18 protein-coding genes are annotated in these 20,123 nt (G+C 37.1%); 4 read left to right on the top strand and 14 right to left on the bottom strand.

Annotation, left to right across the window (positions count from 1 at the left end):
• Window positions 1-169: 169 nt before the first annotated feature.
• From AC1FXZ_RS12780 to rpsU, 5 genes are all read right to left on the bottom strand, one after another.
• Entirely contained in the window at window positions 170-709 is a 540-nt protein-coding gene (locus tag AC1FXZ_RS12780; protein WP_480054194.1) for a hypothetical protein, read from the bottom strand.
• Between the two features lie 39 nt (window positions 710-748).
• Window positions 749-1,750 carry a flotillin-like protein FloA gene (floA, locus tag AC1FXZ_RS12775; RefSeq protein ID WP_480054192.1) on the bottom strand — a complete coding sequence of 334 codons (1,002 nt, stop codon included), beginning with the start codon at window positions 1,748-1,750 and terminating at the stop codon, window positions 749-751.
• A 15-nt stretch (window positions 1,751-1,765) separates the two neighbouring features.
• Window positions 1,766-3,109, bottom strand: coding sequence for an NfeD family protein (locus AC1FXZ_RS12770; RefSeq protein ID WP_480054190.1), 1,344 nt, complete (start codon window positions 3,107-3,109; stop codon window positions 1,766-1,768).
• A 290-nt stretch (window positions 3,110-3,399) separates the two neighbouring features.
• Window positions 3,400-3,843 carry a GatB/YqeY domain-containing protein gene (locus AC1FXZ_RS12765; protein ID WP_480054188.1) on the bottom strand — a complete coding sequence of 148 codons (444 nt, stop codon included), beginning with the start codon at window positions 3,841-3,843 and terminating at the stop codon, window positions 3,400-3,402.
• A gap of 22 nt (window positions 3,844-3,865) precedes the next feature.
• On the bottom strand, window positions 3,866-4,039 hold the full coding sequence (gene rpsU, locus AC1FXZ_RS12760) for a 30S ribosomal protein S21 (RefSeq protein WP_003323311.1): 174 nt from the start codon (window positions 4,037-4,039) through the stop codon (window positions 3,866-3,868).
• A gap of 286 nt (window positions 4,040-4,325) precedes the next feature.
• On the opposite strand from rpsU, the gene AC1FXZ_RS12755 reads away from it, so the two are divergent.
• On the top strand, window positions 4,326-5,264 hold the full coding sequence (locus tag AC1FXZ_RS12755; RefSeq protein WP_480054185.1) for a Na/Pi symporter: 939 nt from the start codon (window positions 4,326-4,328) through the stop codon (window positions 5,262-5,264).
• 73 nt (window positions 5,265-5,337) lie between these two features.
• Here AC1FXZ_RS12755 and AC1FXZ_RS12750 read toward each other — a convergent pair whose 3' ends face one another.
• Window positions 5,338-6,024 carry a hypothetical protein gene (locus tag AC1FXZ_RS12750; RefSeq protein ID WP_480054183.1) on the bottom strand — a complete coding sequence of 229 codons (687 nt, stop codon included), beginning with the start codon at window positions 6,022-6,024 and terminating at the stop codon, window positions 5,338-5,340.
• Between the two features lie 193 nt (window positions 6,025-6,217).
• On the opposite strand from AC1FXZ_RS12750, the gene ymzB reads away from it, so the two are divergent.
• On the top strand, window positions 6,218-6,571 hold the full coding sequence (gene ymzB, locus AC1FXZ_RS12745; protein ID WP_480054181.1) for a protein YmzB: 354 nt from the start codon (window positions 6,218-6,220) through the stop codon (window positions 6,569-6,571).
• 75 nt (window positions 6,572-6,646) lie between these two features.
• Here ymzB and AC1FXZ_RS12740 read toward each other — a convergent pair whose 3' ends face one another.
• Window positions 6,647-7,786, bottom strand: a complete 1,140-nt coding sequence (locus tag AC1FXZ_RS12740; RefSeq protein ID WP_480054179.1) for an acyl-CoA dehydrogenase family protein — start codon at window positions 7,784-7,786, stop codon at window positions 6,647-6,649.
• Between the two features lie 369 nt (window positions 7,787-8,155).
• Window positions 8,156-8,761, bottom strand: a complete 606-nt coding sequence (locus tag AC1FXZ_RS12735) for a TetR/AcrR family transcriptional regulator (protein ID WP_480054177.1) — start codon at window positions 8,759-8,761, stop codon at window positions 8,156-8,158.
• 448 nt (window positions 8,762-9,209) lie between these two features.
• Here AC1FXZ_RS12735 and fabG point away from each other — a divergent pair, with 448 nt between their 5' ends.
• Both fabG and AC1FXZ_RS12725 read left to right on the top strand, forming a co-directional pair.
• On the top strand, window positions 9,210-9,956 hold the full coding sequence (gene fabG / locus AC1FXZ_RS12730; protein ID WP_480054175.1) for a 3-oxoacyl-ACP reductase FabG: 747 nt from the start codon (window positions 9,210-9,212) through the stop codon (window positions 9,954-9,956).
• Window positions 9,957-10,007: 51 nt separating this feature from the next.
• Window positions 10,008-11,585, top strand: coding sequence for an acyl CoA:acetate/3-ketoacid CoA transferase (locus AC1FXZ_RS12725; protein ID WP_480054173.1), 1,578 nt, complete (start codon window positions 10,008-10,010; stop codon window positions 11,583-11,585).
• A 366-nt stretch (window positions 11,586-11,951) separates the two neighbouring features.
• Here the strand turns inward: AC1FXZ_RS12725 and AC1FXZ_RS12720 are convergent, their stop codons facing one another.
• From AC1FXZ_RS12720 to AC1FXZ_RS12695, 6 genes are all read right to left on the bottom strand, one after another.
• Entirely contained in the window at window positions 11,952-12,377 is a 426-nt protein-coding gene (locus tag AC1FXZ_RS12720; RefSeq protein WP_480054171.1) for an acyl-CoA thioesterase, read from the bottom strand.
• A 132-nt stretch (window positions 12,378-12,509) separates the two neighbouring features.
• A complete protein-coding gene (locus tag AC1FXZ_RS12715) occupies window positions 12,510-13,367 on the bottom strand; it encodes a 3-hydroxyacyl-CoA dehydrogenase family protein (RefSeq protein WP_480054169.1) in 858 nt (285 codons plus the stop codon).
• A gap of 147 nt (window positions 13,368-13,514) precedes the next feature.
• Window positions 13,515-15,719 carry a helix-turn-helix domain-containing protein gene (locus tag AC1FXZ_RS12710; RefSeq protein ID WP_480054167.1) on the bottom strand — a complete coding sequence of 735 codons (2,205 nt, stop codon included), beginning with the start codon at window positions 15,717-15,719 and terminating at the stop codon, window positions 13,515-13,517.
• A gap of 199 nt (window positions 15,720-15,918) precedes the next feature.
• Window positions 15,919-17,484, bottom strand: coding sequence for a long-chain-fatty-acid--CoA ligase (locus tag AC1FXZ_RS12705; RefSeq protein WP_480054165.1), 1,566 nt, complete (start codon window positions 17,482-17,484; stop codon window positions 15,919-15,921).
• Between the two features lie 13 nt (window positions 17,485-17,497).
• Window positions 17,498-18,676 carry an acetyl-CoA C-acetyltransferase gene (locus AC1FXZ_RS12700; protein WP_480054163.1) on the bottom strand — a complete coding sequence of 393 codons (1,179 nt, stop codon included), beginning with the start codon at window positions 18,674-18,676 and terminating at the stop codon, window positions 17,498-17,500.
• Window positions 18,677-18,818: 142 nt separating this feature from the next.
• Window positions 18,819-20,093: a TRAP transporter large permease gene (locus AC1FXZ_RS12695; RefSeq protein ID WP_480054161.1), complete on the bottom strand. Its 1,275-nt coding sequence runs from the start codon at window positions 20,091-20,093 to the stop codon at window positions 18,819-18,821.
• Window positions 20,094-20,123 lie beyond the last annotated feature (30 nt).

The following is a 20,123-nucleotide window of genomic DNA, read 5'->3' as shown; positions in this document are numbered from 1 at the left end:
TTTCTAATTCTATTTGTTTTTCACGGATAGGACGTAACATATGGATCACCTCACGATTATTCTTATCTATATTATACTATAATTACCTGAATAATCGGATTAGTCTGCGCAAAAAAACAGGCTGTTGAGAAAACTTTCTCAACAGCCTGCAGTGCCTTGGCACTACTTCTTACCGTTTTCTTATAAAGGTATTATGTGGTTGACGCGCTCGCGGGCGTCCCAACACCTCTGACCATACAACTGCTTTCATCGCCTCTTTATTAGAAAGTCTATCTAAACCGAGATCAAGTCCTACCTGACTTTCATTTTTATTTTCTCTCTCTTCGTTATGTTTTCTCTTAGAAATTTGCTCACGCTTTTTTCTTAGATTATCATAGCGTTCTTGCAATTCTTGCTGTCGGTCCAATTGACTTTCTTCAATCGTAACGGTAACAGGAGTCGGTTCAAAACTGGGTGATCGCGCCGGCTCACTTTGTTTCTCGTTTCCGATCTCTTCTTGTTTAAAAATTTCACGCCAATCGACTTTATCGGCTTGAGCTGTTTTAGGTTGATTCTGTGCATTTCTAGGCTGTTGCCTACCATTTCGCTGATCTTTTTGCTGCTGACTATCACCAGCCATACGACCGAACATACTAATAAGCCCACCAACAAGGATTGCTACAAAAATGAAATTTTCAAGAATAAAATCAAATAAAGCTTCTAATGGCATACTCATCTCCTCCTTTCATTTTTAGGGGAGGATTCATGATTAATCACTCTTAGGATCTGTTGAATCTCCATCAGTTGCTTTACTAATGGAACCACGCATGTCTGTGTCAGCCATTACATTTTGATAATTCATATAATCCATAACACCCATATTACCTTGACGGAGAGCTTCAGAAAGCGCCATAGGTACTTCAGCTTCTGCCTCAACAACTTTAGCACGCATTTCTTCTACTTTTGCTTTCATTTCTTGTTCTTTAGCTACAGCCATTGCGCGACGCTCTTCCGCTTTCGCTTGAGCAATCTTCTTATCAGCTTCAGCCTGATCAGTCTGTAATTCTGCACCAATATTTTTACCGATATCAATGTCTGCAATATCAATAGATAAAATCTCAAACGCCGTTCCTGCATCTAGCCCTTTTGAAAGAACCGTTTGTGAAATCATATCCGGATTTTCTAATACTTTTTTATGATCTTTAGCTGAACCAATCGTTGAAACAATCCCTTCACCAACACGTGCGATAACGGTATCTTCACCAGCACCACCGACAAGTCGATCAATATTGGCACGAACCGTAATACGTGCTTTCGCTTTCACTTCAATCCCATCCATTGCAACCCCGGCAATAAACGGTGTTTCGATTACTTTAGGGTTAACACTCATTTGAACCGCTTCAAGCACGTCACGACCAGCTAAATCAATTGCCGCTGCACGTTCAAAGCTTAATTCAATATTTGCTCGTTGCGCTGCGATTAATGCATTAACAACACGGTCAACATTACCACCTGCTAGGTAATGCCCCTCTAATTTAGAAGTACTTAAATCAAGTCCCGCTTTCACCGCTTTGATAAGTGGGTTTACTACTCGTGCAGGAATAACACGACGTAACCTCATTCCCACTAGTTCAAATATACCAATTCTAACCCCTGCCGCTAAGGCCGAGATCCAAAGCATTACCGGGACAAACGTAAAGAGAATTGCAAGTAAAATTAAAATTACCGCAAGACCAATTAACAAAGTAATACTACCAGCATCTAATCCCATTAACTTTTTCCTCCTTTAATTTTCATCTTTAATTTCACGAACCACAATTCGTGAACCGGCTGTATACACAACCTCAACTCTTCTTCCTTGTCCAATATATCCTCCCTCAGAGACAACGTCAAGACGCTCTTGTTGAAAAACTGCTGACCCAGAAGGACGTAAAGGTGTCAAGGTTTCCCCTATTTGCCCTATTAGCTCTTTTCGCGTTTCATTTGTAATATAACCCTTTTCAGTACTTGTTGCATCAGTGTGAACAACCCTTTTCATAGGACCACGATTACCAAAGTACTTAAAAATAAAAATAGTTGCTATCACCGTTACTATAAGTGCTATAGCGATATAAAGTAGCATCGACGCTGTTGAAAACGATGCAAGTAACATCCCACCTATAATGGACCCAATCCCCAATAGTCCAAAAATACCGAACCCCGGGATGAATATTTCGACCATAATCAAGATAAAACCAATTACAAAAAGTATAATCGATTCCCAACCGGCAAAACCAGCAAACATATGCCCAAAGAAAAATAGTAACAACGCTGAAATACCCATGATTCCAGGAACTCCAAATCCAGGAGAGTATAATTCAAGAACCAACCCTAAACTACCTATAGATAACAAGATAGGAATTACAACTGGATGCGTCACAAAACGTGCAATTTGTTCCGAAAAACTTACTTCCATATCTTTTTCTTCGGCATTTTCCAACTCTAAATACTCCAGCAACTCTGTCCGATTTGAAGCAATTGCTTCAGCATATTCTACTTCTAATGCTTGTTGTGCCGTGAGCGTTAATAATTCACCTTCACCAGCTCCGTATTCCGGTAAATCAATACGGTGATCTGCCATCGCTAAAGCATACTGTGGGTCACGTTCATTTAATTCAGCAGCACTACGCATTTCAGACAGCCAATAAGATTGCGTCTTGTCATCAGCTGCATTACCAGCCCCATCAATAACTGCCGCCGAACCCATTGTAGCGCCAGGCGCCATAATAATCTCATCTGTATTTAAAGCTATATAAGCTCCGGCTGAGATCGCCTTATTTTTCACAAACGTAATAACAGGAATAGTAGTTTCTTGAATAAGCATAGCTATATTCCCAGCAGCATCAACAGCTCCCCCAGGAGTATCCATTTCAAGAATAATGTGGCTTGCTCCTTCTTCTATCGCCTGGTTAAATGAACGCTTCATAAAAGCCTCAAGCCCTCGCTCAACTGTTTGTTCTACTGGAATATAATAGACAACTGGTTTTTCACTCTCTCTCTCACTATGAACAAATGATTGGTATGGCAAAAGCAGGCAAGCAATAGCGATTAATATAAATGATAACGTCAACCTTTGCCGTCTTCTCCTCATACAAACCCCCCCTTCTTTTTACTTTATATTTACTACGGTATAGTAATTATTATGGTTTCAATTTCACAAAAAAACAATCTCCTAAAATTTTGCATATCGGTCCCCATAACCGTATAATAACTTTTTTCCGTACGTGAGTGCGTTTTACAAATAAATCTTATCATGAGAGCGCGACCATTCACCAGTAAAAAGTATAGGAAGAAATGTGTTAATATAAATCTCCCTCTAAAAAACTAATAGTAAAAACGCCTTATCTCCTTAATTTAGAGACAAGGCGTTTAATAATTTCATTATGTTAAATGTTGTTGCACAAGACGATTCACAAGACCACCATCAGCTTTTCCTTTAACCTTAGGCATAATCGCTCCCATGACCTTTCCCATATCTCCTTTGGTAGAAGCTCCTACTTCAGCAATCGTCTCTTGGACGATTTTCGTAACTTCTTCTTCAGAAAGCTGTTCTGGCATATAGTCTTCTAGTACAATGATTTCATCACGTAACTTGGAAGCTAAATCTTCACGGTTTGCTTTTTCAAACTCATGGAGGGAATCCTTGCGTTGTTTCAGCTCGCGATTTAGCACCGTAAGGCTATCATCGTCCGTCAACTCACGACCAAGTTTCAACTGCTCGTTTTGCAGTGATGACTTAACCATACGGATAACAGAGAGTCTATCCTTTTCTTTGTTCTTCATCGCACTCTTCATGTCTTGGTTCAACCGTTCAAGAAGATTCAATGAAAGCACCCTCTCAATTCAATTAGAACTTACGTTTTCTTGCTGCTTCAGATTTCTTCTTACGCTTAACACTAGGCTTTTCATAGTGCTTACGCTTTTTAACCTCAGCCAACGTTCCTTCTTTAGAGAGTGATCTCTTGAAGCGACGAAGTGCAGCATCAATCGATTCGTTTTTGCGAACACGAGTTTCTGCCATTTTATATCCCTCCCTCCGAAACAACCAACTCAGCACATGCAGTCTCTTGAATGCACGTCTCTTAGCATTATAATACAATGAGCTTTATTGGTCAACAATAAGCCATTAAATTTCCCTTTTGACTTACAACAATAAAGCCACGTCATGTTTCCCTTGATTATCCTACTACTTCATTATTCTATCACAATTACAAACAATTTTTAATTCACACAAATAAATAGTAATTTTATTTTTCTGTCATGCTTGTTCACTTTCGTCCATAGATTTGATTAGAGAGGTGATCACAGTGATCAAAGAATTATTTTCCTTGTTAGCTGTTTTTATTGCTTTGTTCTTATTTGGAATGGTCGTGATGAGAGCAGGACTTTTCCACATCGGACAAGCGCGCTTTCAGAAATTTCTACATCAACTTACCGATTCTGCTTGGAAAGGCCTTCTTGTGGGTACGGTCGCAACAGCAATTTTGCAAAGCAGTTCAGCAATTATCATTATGACGGTTGGCCTCGTCGCTACAGGACTACTCGCCTTTCGTCATTCAATTGGTATTATATTAGGAGCAAACATCGGTACAACAATGACGACAGAACTTCTCGCACTTGATTTATCGATGTTAATTGTCCCTCTCTTAATACTCGGCCTTTTATTCCTTTTAATTCCCAACTCTAAAACTTACGCTTTGGGATGCTTGACCTTTGGATTAGCTTGTATTTTTATTGCAATGGATGGTTTAGAAACTCTTGCCTATCCATTGGCTTCTATTCCAGCAATCCATTCTTTTTTCGATTTAACAAACGACCATCAACTTTTAGGCATTGGAATTGGAACCGCATTAACAGCAATCATACAATCAAGTACAGCAACTACAGCTATCGCAATGGGCTTTATGAGTGATGATATATTAGGACTTCCTGCAGGAATCGCTATTATGTTAGGGGCAAACCTCGGGACTTGTGTCACCGCTTATTTGGCGAGTTTAGGAGCTGGACATAGTGCCAAATTGGTAGCGTATGCGAATATTTGGTTGAATTTATTAGGGGTTTTAATTTTTATTCCTCTTATAGGCTCCCTTAGTTCAATTGCAAGTAGTTTAACAAGTGCTCCAATGATGCAACTTGCCCATGCAAGCCTAATTTTCAATGTTATTTGTTCAATCATTATGTTGCCTTTAGCTACATATTTTGCAAATTTTCTCGAGTGGCTCCATAGTGAAAAAGCAAGTAAATAAAAAAGGGGTTGTCCCCAAATTAATGCTGACTGCACTACTTGCAGACAGAATTAAATGAGGCAACCCTTTTTTATTAGTTTTGATAAGGCGTTTGGCTAAAAGACATACCTTGAGCAGAAGAACCTTGTACTTGACTTTGATTTTGCATTTGTTGTAATTTTTGCAGTTCTTGTTGTTGTTGCTGTTGTTGCTGCGTTTGTTGCTGTAATTGTTGCTGAGATTGGTTGATTTGCTGAGTCATTTGATTCAACACATTTATTGATTGAATAGATTGACCAACATTACCGAGCATTTGTGTTGCTTGCTGTATTGATTGTTGCAACTGTTGGAATGTTTTTTGTTGTTGTTGCTGTGCTTGATTACTAATTTGCTGCATTTGTTGCAACAATTGATCAGTCTGTTGTTGATCTTGCCCTGAACCCATAACTGAATTAGCTTGTTGTTGAGTTGATTGGAGTTGGGTTAAAGTAGATTGCATTGATTCTAAATGCCCCTTTAAGGGATTTAGCTCTTCTCCAATCTCTTCTTCGGCTTTTTCTTCTGCTGCGCGCTCAATAATTTCTTTAGTATCTCTTTCCATCCCAAACTCCTCCTTAAACTGTTGTTGGTCCAACTCATGATTAGTTCGACCAATATATGCAGGTGCCGGCTCCGGTTTACTTCTAAAGAAATAAGCAAGACCACCAACAACGGCAACAAGCACTAAAACAATGAAGAATAACATTCCATCGATGGTAATGCACCTCCAATATAGTCGCACCCAAACCTTTTTAGGATGAGACAAACCATATTATTATTCAAAATCAATTTTTTATTTACAATCGATCATTCCAATTTTAGCTATGTTTATTAGAAAGATATTTGCTCATACTTTCTTATATAAACAACAATAACTTCCACTAAGCATTTGCGTAGAGGAAAGGTTATTTATTATTGTAGTAAGGAGGGGAACTATGGAACAAAACATTCAGGAGTTATCAAAATGGCTCGAATCTCATAAAGGGGATACTTTGCTTATTCGAAAAAATGAGTTAATGACTGGATTACAACAGGTCTTTGATATCGATGAAGTCACACTGCAACTAAACCATATATCTGTTGTTTCAAACGAACGAAATGTTGATGATTATATTCCTAATTATGAATTGGTACTTCATGGAGAAGGAAGGATAAAAAGTGCTGAAGGAATAAAAGATTTGCCTCAAAGCGCATATGAAATTCCACTCTCTGGCAACATTTTAACTTCAACAAATAACGAATCAATAAAAATCGAAACCGAAAAAGCTATTTACGAAATTCAGATGTAAAGTCAACCGAAAAAAATCAGTCCCCACCACATATAGTTTGGCAGGGCTGATTTTTGATCCATCACTAAATCGACATTAATCTTTAAGGAGCTCTTTTGCAATAACTACTCGCTGAATCTGATTTGTCCCTTCATATATTTGCATAATCTTCGCATCCCTGAAATACTTTTCAACTGGATATTCACGGATATATCCATACCCTCCAAATATTTGCACCGCATCAGTTGCTACTTTCATCGCAGTGTCAGAAGCAAAACATTTTGCATACGCAGCATTTGTTGGTGACGGCGTTCCTTCTTGTAATAAGTACATAGATTTATAAACCAGTAATCTAGCTGCTTCTATATTCATAGCCATGTCCGCAAGCATAAATTGAATGGCTTGGAAATTCGCGATCGGTTTACCAAACTGTTTACGCTCTTTTGCATAATTTAACGCTTCCTCATAAGCCCCTTGAGCAATCCCTAACGACTGTGCACCAACCATTGGTCGAGCGTGCGCGAGCGCCTTCATAAAAATTTTAAAGCCTTGACCTTCTTCCCCAATGCGATTAGTTAACGGAACTTTAACATCTGCAAAAGTTACAGAGGCTGTATTAGATGCACGAAGTCCCATCTTCTTCTCTTTTGCCCCTACTGTTAACCCTCCAGATTCACGATCAACAACTAACGCTGTAAATTTACTTGATCCATCTGCTTCTTTTAACTTTGCAAGTACTACAAAAAAGTCAGCATAACTCGCATTTGTAATAAAGCATTTTTCTCCATTTAATATATATTCATCTCCCACTTTTTCCAGTGTTGTAGACATCCCCATTACATCACTGCCTGCTTGTGGTTCAGTTAGAGCAAATGATGCATACTTTCTATCATGTGTTAACGCTGTTAAATATTTCTTTTTCAACTCTTCATTGGCACCAACAATAATAGGATAAGAAGATAATGAATTCGCCTCCATCGAAGTGGCAATCCCGGCACACCCTCTAGCAACCTCTTCTACAATTAAAGCATGAGAGATTTTATCTACTCCAGGACCACCAAGTTCTTCAGAGATCGACAAGTTAATAAATCCATAATCTCTTAATTTGTCCATAATAGAAGTAGGAAATGTTTCCTCTTCGTCATATTTCCTTGCTATAGGTAAAATTTCATTATTGACAAAATCTCTCGCCATCGTTTTAATCGCTAATTGTTCTTCAGAAAGTGTAAAATTCATTTTAATTCCTCCTTTATGTATGTGGGTTCATAGTAAATTCCCTAAGTAAAAGAACTTATAAGGTAATAGATTATTACTTAGCCCTTCATAATGAAATATGCAAAAAACGTGCCAATAATGACAACAACCATCAAATCGCTATTTCACCTTATTTTACTCAGATTTTAAATTATTTCTGTTTTAAGCGGTGCAAAAAGACAACATAAAATGGTGCAGAAATAAAGACGGTTCTAAAAAGCACCACCTTTATTTCTACACCATTAATTGAATAACTACACTTTACCAACTTCCATATTCCCAAACTGTATACTTTAATAAGCAAAATCGTTTATTCTATTGCTGTTTGTACCCACTTTCCTTTTCATCCACTCATTGGTTTGTCTCTGTTTCTCTATTTTTAAGAGATTGCAAAATAAAATCGTTGAATATTTTCTGTTTATGCATTAAATTTTCTTTCCCCTCATTGACGCACCAGCTAAAAACAACCCCCCTCATCGTCGTTAACACAAAATCAAATAATGCATTAGCCGATTTATCTGTACGAAATTCTTTGCTTTTTTGTCCTTCTTCGATTATTTCAAGAAGGTTATTTATTAAAGGCCGATCTTTCATTTGAAATAATTGGTTATCAGGGTGGAATATGTGTTTCATTATGTTATATCCAGAATACAGAATGTACTCAAAATAGGAGCTAATATACGCTTTCAATTTCATACTACTGTTGTCAAATTCTATGTTTTTTAATGATTGATTGTAATGCTTATCGGCTTGGTTGTAAATTTCAAATAATATATCTTCTTTCCCTTTGTAATGATGGTAGAAAGCACCGGTAGAAACATTTGCTTTTTTGCAAATATCAGCAATCGAAACTCGCTCATATCCATTTTCTGAGATGAGTGCACGGGCAACTTCATAAATGCGTGATCTCGTTTCAACTGCTTGTTTGTCACGACTTGTTAATTTGGGTTTACGCATTTTTCTTCTCCTTATGCTATTAATATTCTTATCTAGTCATATCCCCCTAAGTATACAGGTTAGGTAAACATCAATGTACCCATGTACCTGTTCTAAATGACTGTTTAGACAAAAAAGACACGTCTTCTGTTCAAAAACGTTTTCACAAATAAAACCCCTATTTAGCTCACTAAATTCACTGATCTTCATATTTCCAATTTTACCATATTCAAAATAATAATAAGAGCGCAATTTGCACCAATCCTGACTTTGATTCATGTGAAGTCACCTTTATAATGTACAATAAAACATCTAAAAAGAGTTCTATTTCAAAATACATCAAATCGTAAGTGTTGACATGTTTTTGAAATCGCTTTATATTCAACATAACACATTCGGTGAATGAATTATATTAAATACAAAAATTGTAATTTAATCAAAAAAACACTAAATAGTGAGGAGAATAAAAATGACTGAAACAAAAGTTGCAATTGTAACAGGTTCAATCCAAGGAATTGGAGCGTGTATCGCTAAAGTACTTGCTGATAAAGGAGTTTCTATTGTCATTAACTATCCGTTTGATTCAGAATTAGAAAAAGCAAATTCTGTTGTGCGCGAAATAGAAGAAGCAGGCGGGAAAGCGATTTCTATTCGAGCAAATGTCTCCGATGAAGAAGAAGTAAACAAAATGGTAGAGAAAACAGTGGAAGCTTTTGGCCGTGTAGATATATTAGTTAATAATGCAGGGATTAATCGAGATTCTTCATTAAAAAAAATGACATTAGAACAGTTCCAAAGTGTTATAAATACCAATCTAATTGGAACTTACCTATGTACACAAACGGTCTCCAAATTGATGACAGAACAAGGTTATGGTCGCATTATAAATCTATCATCTCTTGCAGGGGTAGCAGGTAACTTTGGTCAATCGAACTATGCAGCTTCAAAAGCCGGTGTCATTGGATTTACTAAAACAGTAGCAAGAGAATTGGCTAGAAAAGGCATCACAGTGAATGCCATTGCTCCTGGTCTAATCAAAACTCCAATGACTGAAGCCCTTCCTGAAGATGCAATGAAAAAATTAGTTAGTGATATTCCAGTAGGTTTCATTGGGGAACCAATAGATATTGCTAACACAGTTGCTTTCCTAGCATCTGAGGAGTCAAGATTCATTACTGGTCAAGTATTAAATGTAAATGGTGGCGCGTATATGTAATCGTTTTAATAAATTCAGAGATTTTAATTGAAGAAAGGAAGATTTCCCTTTATGGCAAAAGTTATAACAGCACAAGAAGCGGCAAAATTGATTAAAGACAATGCAGTGCTTGGCGCAACACCATTGAGTATGTCTGCATTTCCAGAAGAGATTATGATTGCAATAGAAGAACGATTCTTAAAGGAACATCATCCAAAAGATATCACTTTTATCCACGCATGTGGTGTCGGTGACAACACAGAAGGAAAAGGAACTGACCACATCGCACATGAAGGCTTGATCAAACGATTAATATCTGGTCACACTGGTTCATCTCCTAGAATGGCACGCTTTGTTTCCGAAGGCAAGATCGAAGCTTACTTATTCCCACAAGGTGTAATTACACATTTATGGCGTTCGACAGCCAGTAAACAACCTGGTGTCATCACCAAAGTAGGATTAGGCACATATGTTGACCCACGAAATCAAGGTGGAAAAGTAACAAAAAAAACAACTGAAGATTTAGTTAAGATTATAGAAATCGACGATGAAGAATGGCTTCATTATAAAAACTTTCCGGTTGAAGTAGCTCTGTTAAGAGGAACAACAGCAGACTCAAAAGGTAATATTTCTGCTGAAGAAGAAGTGGCGAAGCTCGAAGCCCTCCCTCTTGCAAGCGCCGTTAAAAACAATGGTGGTATCGTCATTGCACAAGTGAAAAACATCGCTGAAGCAGGATCATTACACCCAAAGAGCATTCAAGTCCCTGGTGCACTGGTTGATTACATCGTTGTTGCAAAAGAAGAAAATCACATGCAAACAATGGGTACAAAATTTAACAAAGCATTATCTAATGATATCCGTGTTCCTGCTGATAGCTTCCCTAAGATGAAACTAGACGCCCGAAAAATTATCGCACGACGCGCTGCAATGGAGTTAGTTCCTAATGGAATTGTTAATCTTGGAATTGGGATGCCCGATGGTATCTCATCCGTTGCAGCCGAAGAAGGAATTGCCGATCAATTTACGATGACACTTGAGTTAGGCGTTTTTGGTGGCATTCCAGCAGGTGGTCTTGACTTTGGTGCTGCCTACAACGCCGAAGCTATAGTCGACCACCAAGCTATGTTTGATTTCTATGACGGTGGTGGACTCGATGTAACATTCTTAGGTTTAGCTCAATTAGATAAATCTGGAAACGTTAACGTGAGCCAATTTGGACCAAGAGCTGTAGGACCAGGTGGATTTATTAATATTAGTCAAAATTCCAAAAAAGTTGTTTTTTGCGGAACCTTCACAGTCGGCTCTAAAGTAACTGTTAAAGAAAATAATTTAATGATTACACAACAAGGTAAAGCAAAAAAGCTTATTGAAGAAGTCGAACAAATTACATTTAGTGGTGAATATGCAAGCAAGACAAATCTTCCTGTGTTATTTGTTACTGAACGTGCAGTATTTGATATTAAAGATGGCTTATTGCAATTAATTGAGATTGCACCAGGTATTGATCTCGAAAAAGATATTCTCGAATGGATGGACTTTAACCCACTCATCGCAAAGGATTTAAGAGTTATGGACCCAGCAATTTTCCAAGAGCATTGGGGAGAACTATCAAACTATTTAGAAAGTAACACAAAACGAGCAAAATAGTTATTACGAGTGCAGCAAAAACTGCCGCCGGTGCATCTTTAGGTGGATTAAAAATAGTACATGTGGATGATTTAGATGCATCGCAATTGAAGAAGTAGTTCTAGGTCATGTTGAATCATCTGCTGATGCTCCTGATTAGAATAAAAAAACTTTACAGATAGTACATGTTTCCTTTTCTATCTTAAGGAAACATGTCATCAGTAAAGCTAATTAGATAATTTATGTTGTCATCGTAAAATAAAAAATAATTCAAATGAGACTATTTATTAATAAGATAATAGAAAGAAAAGATGAATGCTTTTATCTAGAACAAGCATTCATTAATTCATCCCAAGAGTCTATCAAAGAGACTCCTAATTTAGGGAATCACTTTACTTCTATGACTTCATACGGTGCCATCGCTTCCCGAACGTCATCAGGGATCGAGAATGCTTTCGGTTTTCCGTCGCTAAACTTAGTCCATGCCCGTACTTCATAACCACTTGCAACTTTCACACCATCTTTAATAAAGCTATGTTCTAAAGTAAACACTTTATCTCTTAAACTCTTTACAGATGTTCGTATGCATACAACATCAGTAAAAAGTAACGGCTTTTCAAAGTTACACTTCGCTTCCAAAATAGGGCTTCCAATATGCTCTTCTAGTAACAACTCTTTTGTGCTAAAACCAATGTTAGAGAAAAAATTATGAGTCGCCTGATCCATCCAGCGATAAAAATTAGGATAAAACACTATGCCCGCTGCATCTGTGTCGCCAAAGTGAACCTGAAATTCATACTCAATATAACCCATCCCTATACCTCCTTCAGATTTTCAGGGGAGCGTTCTCCCCCCTGATGGTCTATTTTCATCGTATATACGAAAAACAAGATAGGCACTATCTGTTCCTAAACTATCTTGCTTTCGCTTTTACTAACTATTTTATTACTTATTATGATCGTAAAATCCTGCTCCTGTTTTCTTTCCGTGTCTTCCAGCGCGAACAAGCTGCTTAATTAAAAGTGGTGGAGCAAATCGATCGTCATTAAACTCTTCTTTAAAATACTCCATTACATAGTAGCCAATATCTACCCCTGCATAATCTTGTAACGTAAATGGTCCCATTGGGTAATTCAACCCTAATGTAACCGCTTTATCAATATCCTCTGCAGAAGCAACCCCTTCTTCTAATAGCTTAATAGCTTCAATGAATTGTGGGATCATAATACGGTTTACAATAAATCCTGGCGTATCTTTCTTGACCTCAATTGGCTCTTTCTTTATAGACTTTGAAAATGCTAGTAATTCTTCTACTGTTTCATCACTCGTGCTATATCCACGTACAACTTCAACTAGTTTCATAAGCTGTGCAGGATTAAAGAAGTGCATACCTGCAACACGTTCAGGCCTATTTGTTGCTGAAGCGATTTCTGTTATAGACATAGAAGATGTATTTGTGGCCAAAATAACATTTTCTGCAACAATCTTATCTAACTGCTCAAACACACTCTTCTTTAAATCTAGATCTTCAATTACTGCTTCAATTACTAAATCAGCTTGAGCCATATCCTCTAAGTTCGTTGTTAGCTTAATTCTTTCTAACGTTTCTAGTTTTTGTTCTTCTGTTAATTTTCCTCTTTCAACACTTTTGCTCATAAAACCTTCTATTCTTTTTCTACCATTTTCTAGGTACTTATCCTCAATGTCTCTTAAAATTACATTATAACCAGACAACGCGATCACATTAGCGATTCCACTTCCCATAGAACCGGCTCCAACTACTCCAACTGTTGATATTCCCATTATTAATTCCTCCCTATTTATATTGCTTTACATCTTAATTCCATTATAAAGCGCAATGTAAAACAAATAATACCGTTATAATATAGGGAATATCACTTTGTCTTTTAGTTACTTTTAAGGACGAAGGGTTATTCGTTAAAGATTAAATTACTTTTGGCTATAGAACAAATCATATAGCTTATAAGCCATTGCTAAGTTAAACCTATGCTCAGGATCATGTAAATCAAGCTCTAATATGGTTGCGATTTTTTCGAGTCGGTATAATAAAGATGTCCTATGAATGAACAATTCTTTTGACGTTTTTGAAACGCTTCCATGGTTGTGTAAAAAGACACGAAGTGTTTCAAATAAATCTGTGTTCTTTTCGTTTGAATATTCGATCAAAGGTTCTAAATGTCTACTAATAAAGAGTTTCGTTGCTTGGGAGTCCTTTAGATGATGCAATAATGTATACGATCCAAGCTCATCGAACAAAGCTAGCCCTTTGTCTTGAAACCTATGGTTAACAACATTAAGTGTTTGAACCGCTTGTTGATAGCTCGTATAATAATCTTCGATAGCCTCTGTTTTTCCACCTATCCCCATATAAGTGTTTCCTTGCACTTTTTCTTCCCTAATCCATTTTTTTATTCGTTTATATAATGTCGACCAAAAGGCTTTCGGTCTACTATCTTCTTTTTTGCTAGGGACAATTAGAATAAATTCTTCTTTCTTATTTGCTAATAAAATATCTTGATCAAACATTGTTATCCGTTTTTTTAATCGTTCCCAAAGCAGTGACTTCCCCGCTTCTTGTTCTAAGAGATTATCACTGCTTGACATTAATTCAATTGACAGAACTGCAACTCGATGACTATCAAACAAATCCCAATTGAATATATTTGCATACTGAATAATCCCTTCTCGATCCTCTAAATCTTCAACTAAAAGTTTATTAATAAAACTATCCTTCACTTGTTCTTTTACATCAAACACTCGTTTCTGTTTAACAAATTGCACCGAGTATACATTAAGGGCTAGGTCAATACCCAACTGATAAAAGTCATCAAACTCAAACTCCGCTTCACCTGAATCAATTGCAAGATAACCTAATAAATCAGAACCTTCATTAATAGGCCATACCTCAACCTTACTCCCTTCTTTTCCATCAACGGAAAACCAAACATTCCGACTATTGTGTTGAACAATTTCGAGTGTCGCTTTTTCCACTATATCTGCTAATGTCTCATTACTTTGCGGATATAGATGATATGCAATTGGACGAATAAATCGGTCAAACAAAACAACTGATTTTGAGAATAGTTTACTTAATTTCTCAGTTATCCCCTCAAAGTTATCCTTTTCAACCGTTTCTCTCACAAGTGATTTTTGATAATCCAACAAAACATGTAATCTCTTTTTATGATGCTTCTCATTATTATAAAGACGTACATTTTCCAGCATAGATGCCACATGATTCGATAATAGCTCAAGGATTTCTAAATCTTCTTCTGAAAAAAGTCCTTGTATTTTCTCCTCAACATGCAAAACACCAATCGTTTTAAACTCTACAACTAGAGGGACAGAGAGTTGCTTCCCTCCAGCAGTCTCTAAGAAAGGGAAATATTCTTTCAATAGATAGTTTTTTTGCATGTTTATTTCCTTTTTAAAGTTCACTTCTCCGTATGATGGGGGTTGGAAACTAAAACTATTTTCCTGTTCATTATATAAATAGATACAGGCTCCTTTTGCCTTCGTCCCCTTACATGCTCGTTCTACAATCTTCTCAACAACATGTTCGACAGAAGAATTAAGTGATAGATTTTCACTCACCCATTTCGCATCAAGTATTTTCCCTTTTTCAGCTTCCTTACTTTTTGCTAATTCAAGAGCAACAGCAACATCCTTGCCGAATTCTAAAAATAAATCATCCATCTCTTTATATAGAAGGATATCACTCCTGAAACCAATAAAACAAAATCCATTACTCCCCATTTCATCAACTAATGGCACAGTAAACCAAGGTCCCATCTCTTCTTGCGATAGTAAATTCAAAAAATCACATTGATCCTTATTATCAATAAAATCTTCGAAAGTTAAGGCCTTATATAGGAGCTCTTTTGAACAGCTAGTAACTCTCAATGGAAAGGTAGACATAAATGAAACAGAAACACCACTAATCGCTTTTAGAATTAAATGCTCCCCTTCTTTAAGGATGATCCCAATAAAATCACAAGAAAACTCCTGTTGAAAGGAATCTGTTACGTATTGTAATGTTTCCTCTTGTGTATCAAATTTCACTAGTTTTCTCGCAGTAATTCTTAAGTGATTCTCGACTTTTTTTAGTACTTTCTCCTGCTTAGTAAGTTCCACTTTGGCACCCCCCTAATGTTAATTCTATCATATTAAAGACTCTCCTAAATCAAAAGAGGCTACTAAAAAGGTTGTTCCACCTTTTTAGTAGCCTCTTAGCCATACTGTTAAGTTAGTTAATCCAATTAATCTTAAGCATACAGTATAGAGCAACTGTCACTCCTATCAAGTTCTACTAGGTTCTTTCTAGATTACGAGGCTACCTAATAATAACTTCTTTTAATTGATCTTGAAGGGCTACCTTCTTAATTTTTCCAGAAGCTGTCATTGGAAATTCTTCCATAAAAATAATTTTATCGGGTACCTTATAGTTTGCTATTTTACTTTTTATAAAAGCTGCTAAGTCCTCTTCAGTTACGTTCGCATTATCCCTAGTCCTAATACATGCACATGAGATTTCACCTAAAACTGGATCTGGTATCCCTACAACCGCTACTTCCATAACATTAGGGTAGGTATAGAAAACCTCTTCCACTTCCCGAGGATAAATATTATATCCCCCACGTATGATCATCTCTTTCTTTCTCCCAACAATACGAATATTTCCATCCTCGTCAATTGTCGCTAAATCTCCGGAATAATACCAGCCATTTTCATCAACAGCTTCTTTTGTCTTTTCAGGGGCCTTAAAATAACCTTTCATTAATCCAAAACTACGACAAGCTAACTCCCCTACTTGACCGACTTCAATTTCACTTCTGTTCTCATCAACAATTTTGATCTCAACACCAGGAAGTGGCTTACCTACCGTTTCCGACCTCACTTTTTCATCATCATCAAAACCCGTTACAGTTAAAACAGGAGACGTCTCCGTCATTCCATACGCCACCAAGACATTGCAACCCATTTCCGTACGAACTCGGTGAACAATTTCAACAGGGCAAGCAGCCGCAGCCATTTCTCCTGTTCGTAAAGAGGATAAATCATAAGACTTAAAGGAAGGATGATTTAACTCTAGGATAAACATTGTCGGAACACCTGGGTGAACCGTCACTTTCTCTTCCTCAATTAATGCCAAAGCTCGCTCTGGTTTATATTTATCCATTAATACCATCTTCCCACATGAGGCGATTGCACGTAATATAAAATTAATCCCCATGACATGAAAAATAGGTGTAGGAATTAAAAAGGCATCCTCTGGTGTACATTTCATCCATTCTCCTGCTGCTACAGCTGTATGAACTACATTTTTATGAGTTAACATGGCCCCTTTAGGCTTTCCTGTTGTACCAGACGTATAAAGAATAGCATATACATCATCGATCGTCACATCCGGAACTGTATCCTCTCGTTTCCCTAAATCGCATAATTGGTTATAGCTATCTACTTTTTCATTTTCAAATCTCACAGAGACTAACTGTTGTAAGGTTGGTACTTTTTCTTTCACACTTAGAAATTGCTCCAGATGATTCACTCCATCGAATTCCTTAGGGAAGAAAATCATTTTTGCTTCCGAATTCGATAAGATATATTCTACTTCCTCTTCTCTAAATCTTGTATTGAAAGGAACAAGAATAGCCCCTGCTTTGGCAATTGCTAGATAAATAACGATCGCTTCATACCAATTTGGTAAACTTACAGCTATACGGTCACCTTTTTCAATACCACTTGCAATCAATCCAGAGGCAAGGTAATTTGCCTCTGTTTCAAGGGCTTGATAAGTTATTCTTTGTTTGCCATCAATCATGACTTCTTTATCTGGATATTGAGCCAAAGCTGCTTGTAGTAACTGATTTACAGTCATATTATATCGCTCTTCAAACATATTTAAATCCCCCTTATAGTCGCTCCCAAATAGCAGCAATCCCTTGACCACCACCTATACAAACTGCTGATGCTCCATATCTCTTATTTCTCATTTGTAATTCATACATTAAACTTAGAGAGATTCTTGCTCCACTAGCCCCTAGTGGATGTCCTAATGCAACTGCTCCTCCATTTACATTACCAATCTCAGGATTGAAACCTAACTCCTTCTGACAAGCTAAATATTGAGCTGCAAATGCTTCATTAATTTCAATCAAATCAAGATCATCGATTGTTAAATTCGCCTTTGTTAGTGCATCTTGAATAGCCGGAACAGGACCAATTCCCATAAGTGTTGGTTCAACGCCTACAACACTCCAAGAAACCAAGCGTGCTAGTGGCTTTAGTCCTTTTTTCTCAGCATAGTCTGAAGAAGTTAACACTACCGTCGCTGCACCATCATTGATCCCACTAGCATTCCCTGGTGTTATAACCCCGTTTTCTTTGAATCTTGGTTTCATTTTCTGTAGATCTTCAAGTGACGTTTCCCTTGGTTGCTCATCGACACTAATGACCTTTTCACCTTTTCTTGTTTTCAAGGTTACCGGGACAATTTCTTTAGCAAGACGACCTGATTCAATTGCCTGCATTGTTCTGTCATAACTCAACTTGGCAAATTCATCGACTTCATCCTTCGTAAGATTATACTTTTCAGCCAAATTTTCAGCTGTTATTGACATCGTACAATCACCGAATGGATCGTAAAGACCTTCCCATAAATAGTCTACTACTTTCGAAGTTTCCCCTAATCGATTCCCCCATCTAGCTCCCTGAAGAAAGTATGGGATCTGACTCATATTCTCAGTTCCACCTGCTAAAGCTACATTTGAGTCACCAATCATAATATTTTTTGCTGCAGTTAAAATCGCTTCTAATCCCGATCCACAAAGACGGTTAACCGTTAAGCCTGGTACACTTTTTGGCAGTCCTGATTTTAGTCCAACATGCCTTCCAAGATAATGAGCATCTGTGCTCGATTGTTGAACGTTCCCCATAACTACTTGATCAAATTCAGATACATCAATTGCAGATCTTGCAATCGCTTCTTTCCCACTAATGGCACCAAGTTCAATTGCTGGCACATCTTTAAAAGCCCCTCCGAAATTACCAAATGGTGTTCTAGCTCCTTCAACAACTACTACATCTTTCATATACAACACTCCTAAAGTAGATTTATTATTTTACCCTTAACTATAATCATTATCTCATTTTAAATATTCAGACATAATGTCATACTTATAGGATTTCAATTATTTTTTTTAATACAAAGTATAGGAATGACTCATTTTGTGTCTATTCCATAAAACTCGGCAACCATAATGTAAGAGAAGGAACATACGCAATAAGCAATAAGACGAGAATGGCCACAACTAAAAAAGGAAATACTGATCTTGCCAATACCTCTAATCGAACTTTTGAAACAGATGATGCAATAAATAACGCTGTTCCTACAGGAGGTGTAATTAGTCCAATCGTTAAGTTAATTGCAATTATGATTCCAAATTGAACCGGATCAATTCCGTAAGAAACAGCTACCGGTAATAATACCGGAACAAGAATAATAATCGCTGCGAGACCTTCTAATACCATTCCGATTAATAAAAATAAAATGATACATATTAACATAAAGACAGCTGGACTTTCCGTAAATGATATCATCGTTTCTGCTATCATTTGTGGAATTCTCTCAATTGAAAGCACCCACCCAAAAATGGTAGCCATTGCAACAATAAATGTGACAATCGATGTGTTAATCGCTGTATTAATTAATAATTGCGGAATTGCTTTCATTTTTAAGTCACGGTAAATGAACTTCCCACTTACAAATGCAAGAAAGCAAGCAATTGCAGCAGATTCTGTAGCAGTGAACATACCTGTGAGAATCCCAAAAACAATAATGACTGGAATCATAAGAGCTGGGAGTACTTTAATAAATGATGTTCCGATTTCCTTCATTGATGCCCTTTTGTGTACTGGGAATTTTTCCCTAGCCGAAATCACTGAAATTAAAATAATAAAGGCTAGACCTAAAATAATTCCCGGAATGACACCACCTAGGAACATCCGTCCGATTGATACTTCAGCTGTTACTGCATAAAGGATAAAAATGATACTCGGGGGAATGATTGGACCTATCAAAGCAGAAGACACAGTCAAAGCTGCCCCAAATTCTCTTTTATATCCTTCCTTTTCCATTTCTGGAACCATAACTTTACTCATCATTGCTGTTTGAGCATTAGTAGAACCCATAATGGAAGCTAAAAACATATTGGCTATGACATTCACATATGCTAATCCACCTCGTAGGTGACCAAATAACACTCTGGCCAAATGAATCAATCGTGTGGTGATTCCACCTGAATTCATAAGTTCCCCTACTAACACAAATAACGGAATTGCTAATAGGCCATAATTTTGTATTCCGTTCACCATCCGATGTGGAACTGAGCTTAATAAACTAACATTATCAAAAACAAAAATGTATACCGTCGTTGTTAGACCAATGACATATGCAATCGGCATTCCAAATAGGATTAAAAGTATAAATGTTATCACTGTGATGAGCATATCCGACCATCCTTTTTAAAAAATAAACTC

It is taken from the genome of Halalkalibacter sp. HAAS-P014 (genome assembly GCF_056619965.1).
The sequence above is the reverse complement of the archived record's forward strand: the minus strand, read 5'-3'. Positions and strand labels throughout refer to the sequence as shown.

Coding starts and splice junctions, on each gene's coding strand:
- AC1FXZ_RS12780 (WP_480054194.1), bottom strand. CDS start 709: ATGCCATTAGAAGCTTTATTTGATTTTATTCTTGAAAATTTCATTTTT.
- floA (WP_480054192.1), bottom strand. CDS start 1,750: ATGGGATTAGATGCTGGTAGTATTACTTTGTTAATTGGTCTTGCGGTA.
- AC1FXZ_RS12770 (WP_480054190.1), bottom strand. CDS start 3,109: ATGAGGAGAAGACGGCAAAGGTTGACGTTATCATTTATATTAATCGCT.
- rpsU (WP_003323311.1), bottom strand. CDS start 4,039: ATGGCAGAAACTCGTGTTCGCAAAAACGAATCGATTGATGCTGCACTT.
- ymzB (WP_480054181.1), top strand. CDS start 6,218: ATGGAACAAAACATTCAGGAGTTATCAAAATGGCTCGAATCTCATAAA.
- AC1FXZ_RS12740 (WP_480054179.1), bottom strand. CDS start 7,786: ATGAATTTTACACTTTCTGAAGAACAATTAGCGATTAAAACGATGGCG.
- AC1FXZ_RS12735 (WP_480054177.1), bottom strand. CDS start 8,761: ATGCGTAAACCCAAATTAACAAGTCGTGACAAACAAGCAGTTGAAACG.
- fabG (WP_480054175.1), top strand. CDS start 9,210: ATGACTGAAACAAAAGTTGCAATTGTAACAGGTTCAATCCAAGGAATT.
- AC1FXZ_RS12725 (WP_480054173.1), top strand. CDS start 10,008: ATGGCAAAAGTTATAACAGCACAAGAAGCGGCAAAATTGATTAAAGAC.
- AC1FXZ_RS12720 (WP_480054171.1), bottom strand. CDS start 12,377: ATGGGTTATATTGAGTATGAATTTCAGGTTCACTTTGGCGACACAGAT.
- AC1FXZ_RS12715 (WP_480054169.1), bottom strand. CDS start 13,367: ATGGGAATATCAACAGTTGGAGTAGTTGGAGCCGGTTCTATGGGAAGT.
- AC1FXZ_RS12705 (WP_480054165.1), bottom strand. CDS start 17,484: ATGTTTGAAGAGCGATATAATATGACTGTAAATCAGTTACTACAAGCA.
- AC1FXZ_RS12700 (WP_480054163.1), bottom strand. CDS start 18,676: ATGAAAGATGTAGTAGTTGTTGAAGGAGCTAGAACACCATTTGGTAAT.
- AC1FXZ_RS12695 (WP_480054161.1), bottom strand. CDS start 20,093: ATGCTCATCACAGTGATAACATTTATACTTTTAATCCTATTTGGAATG.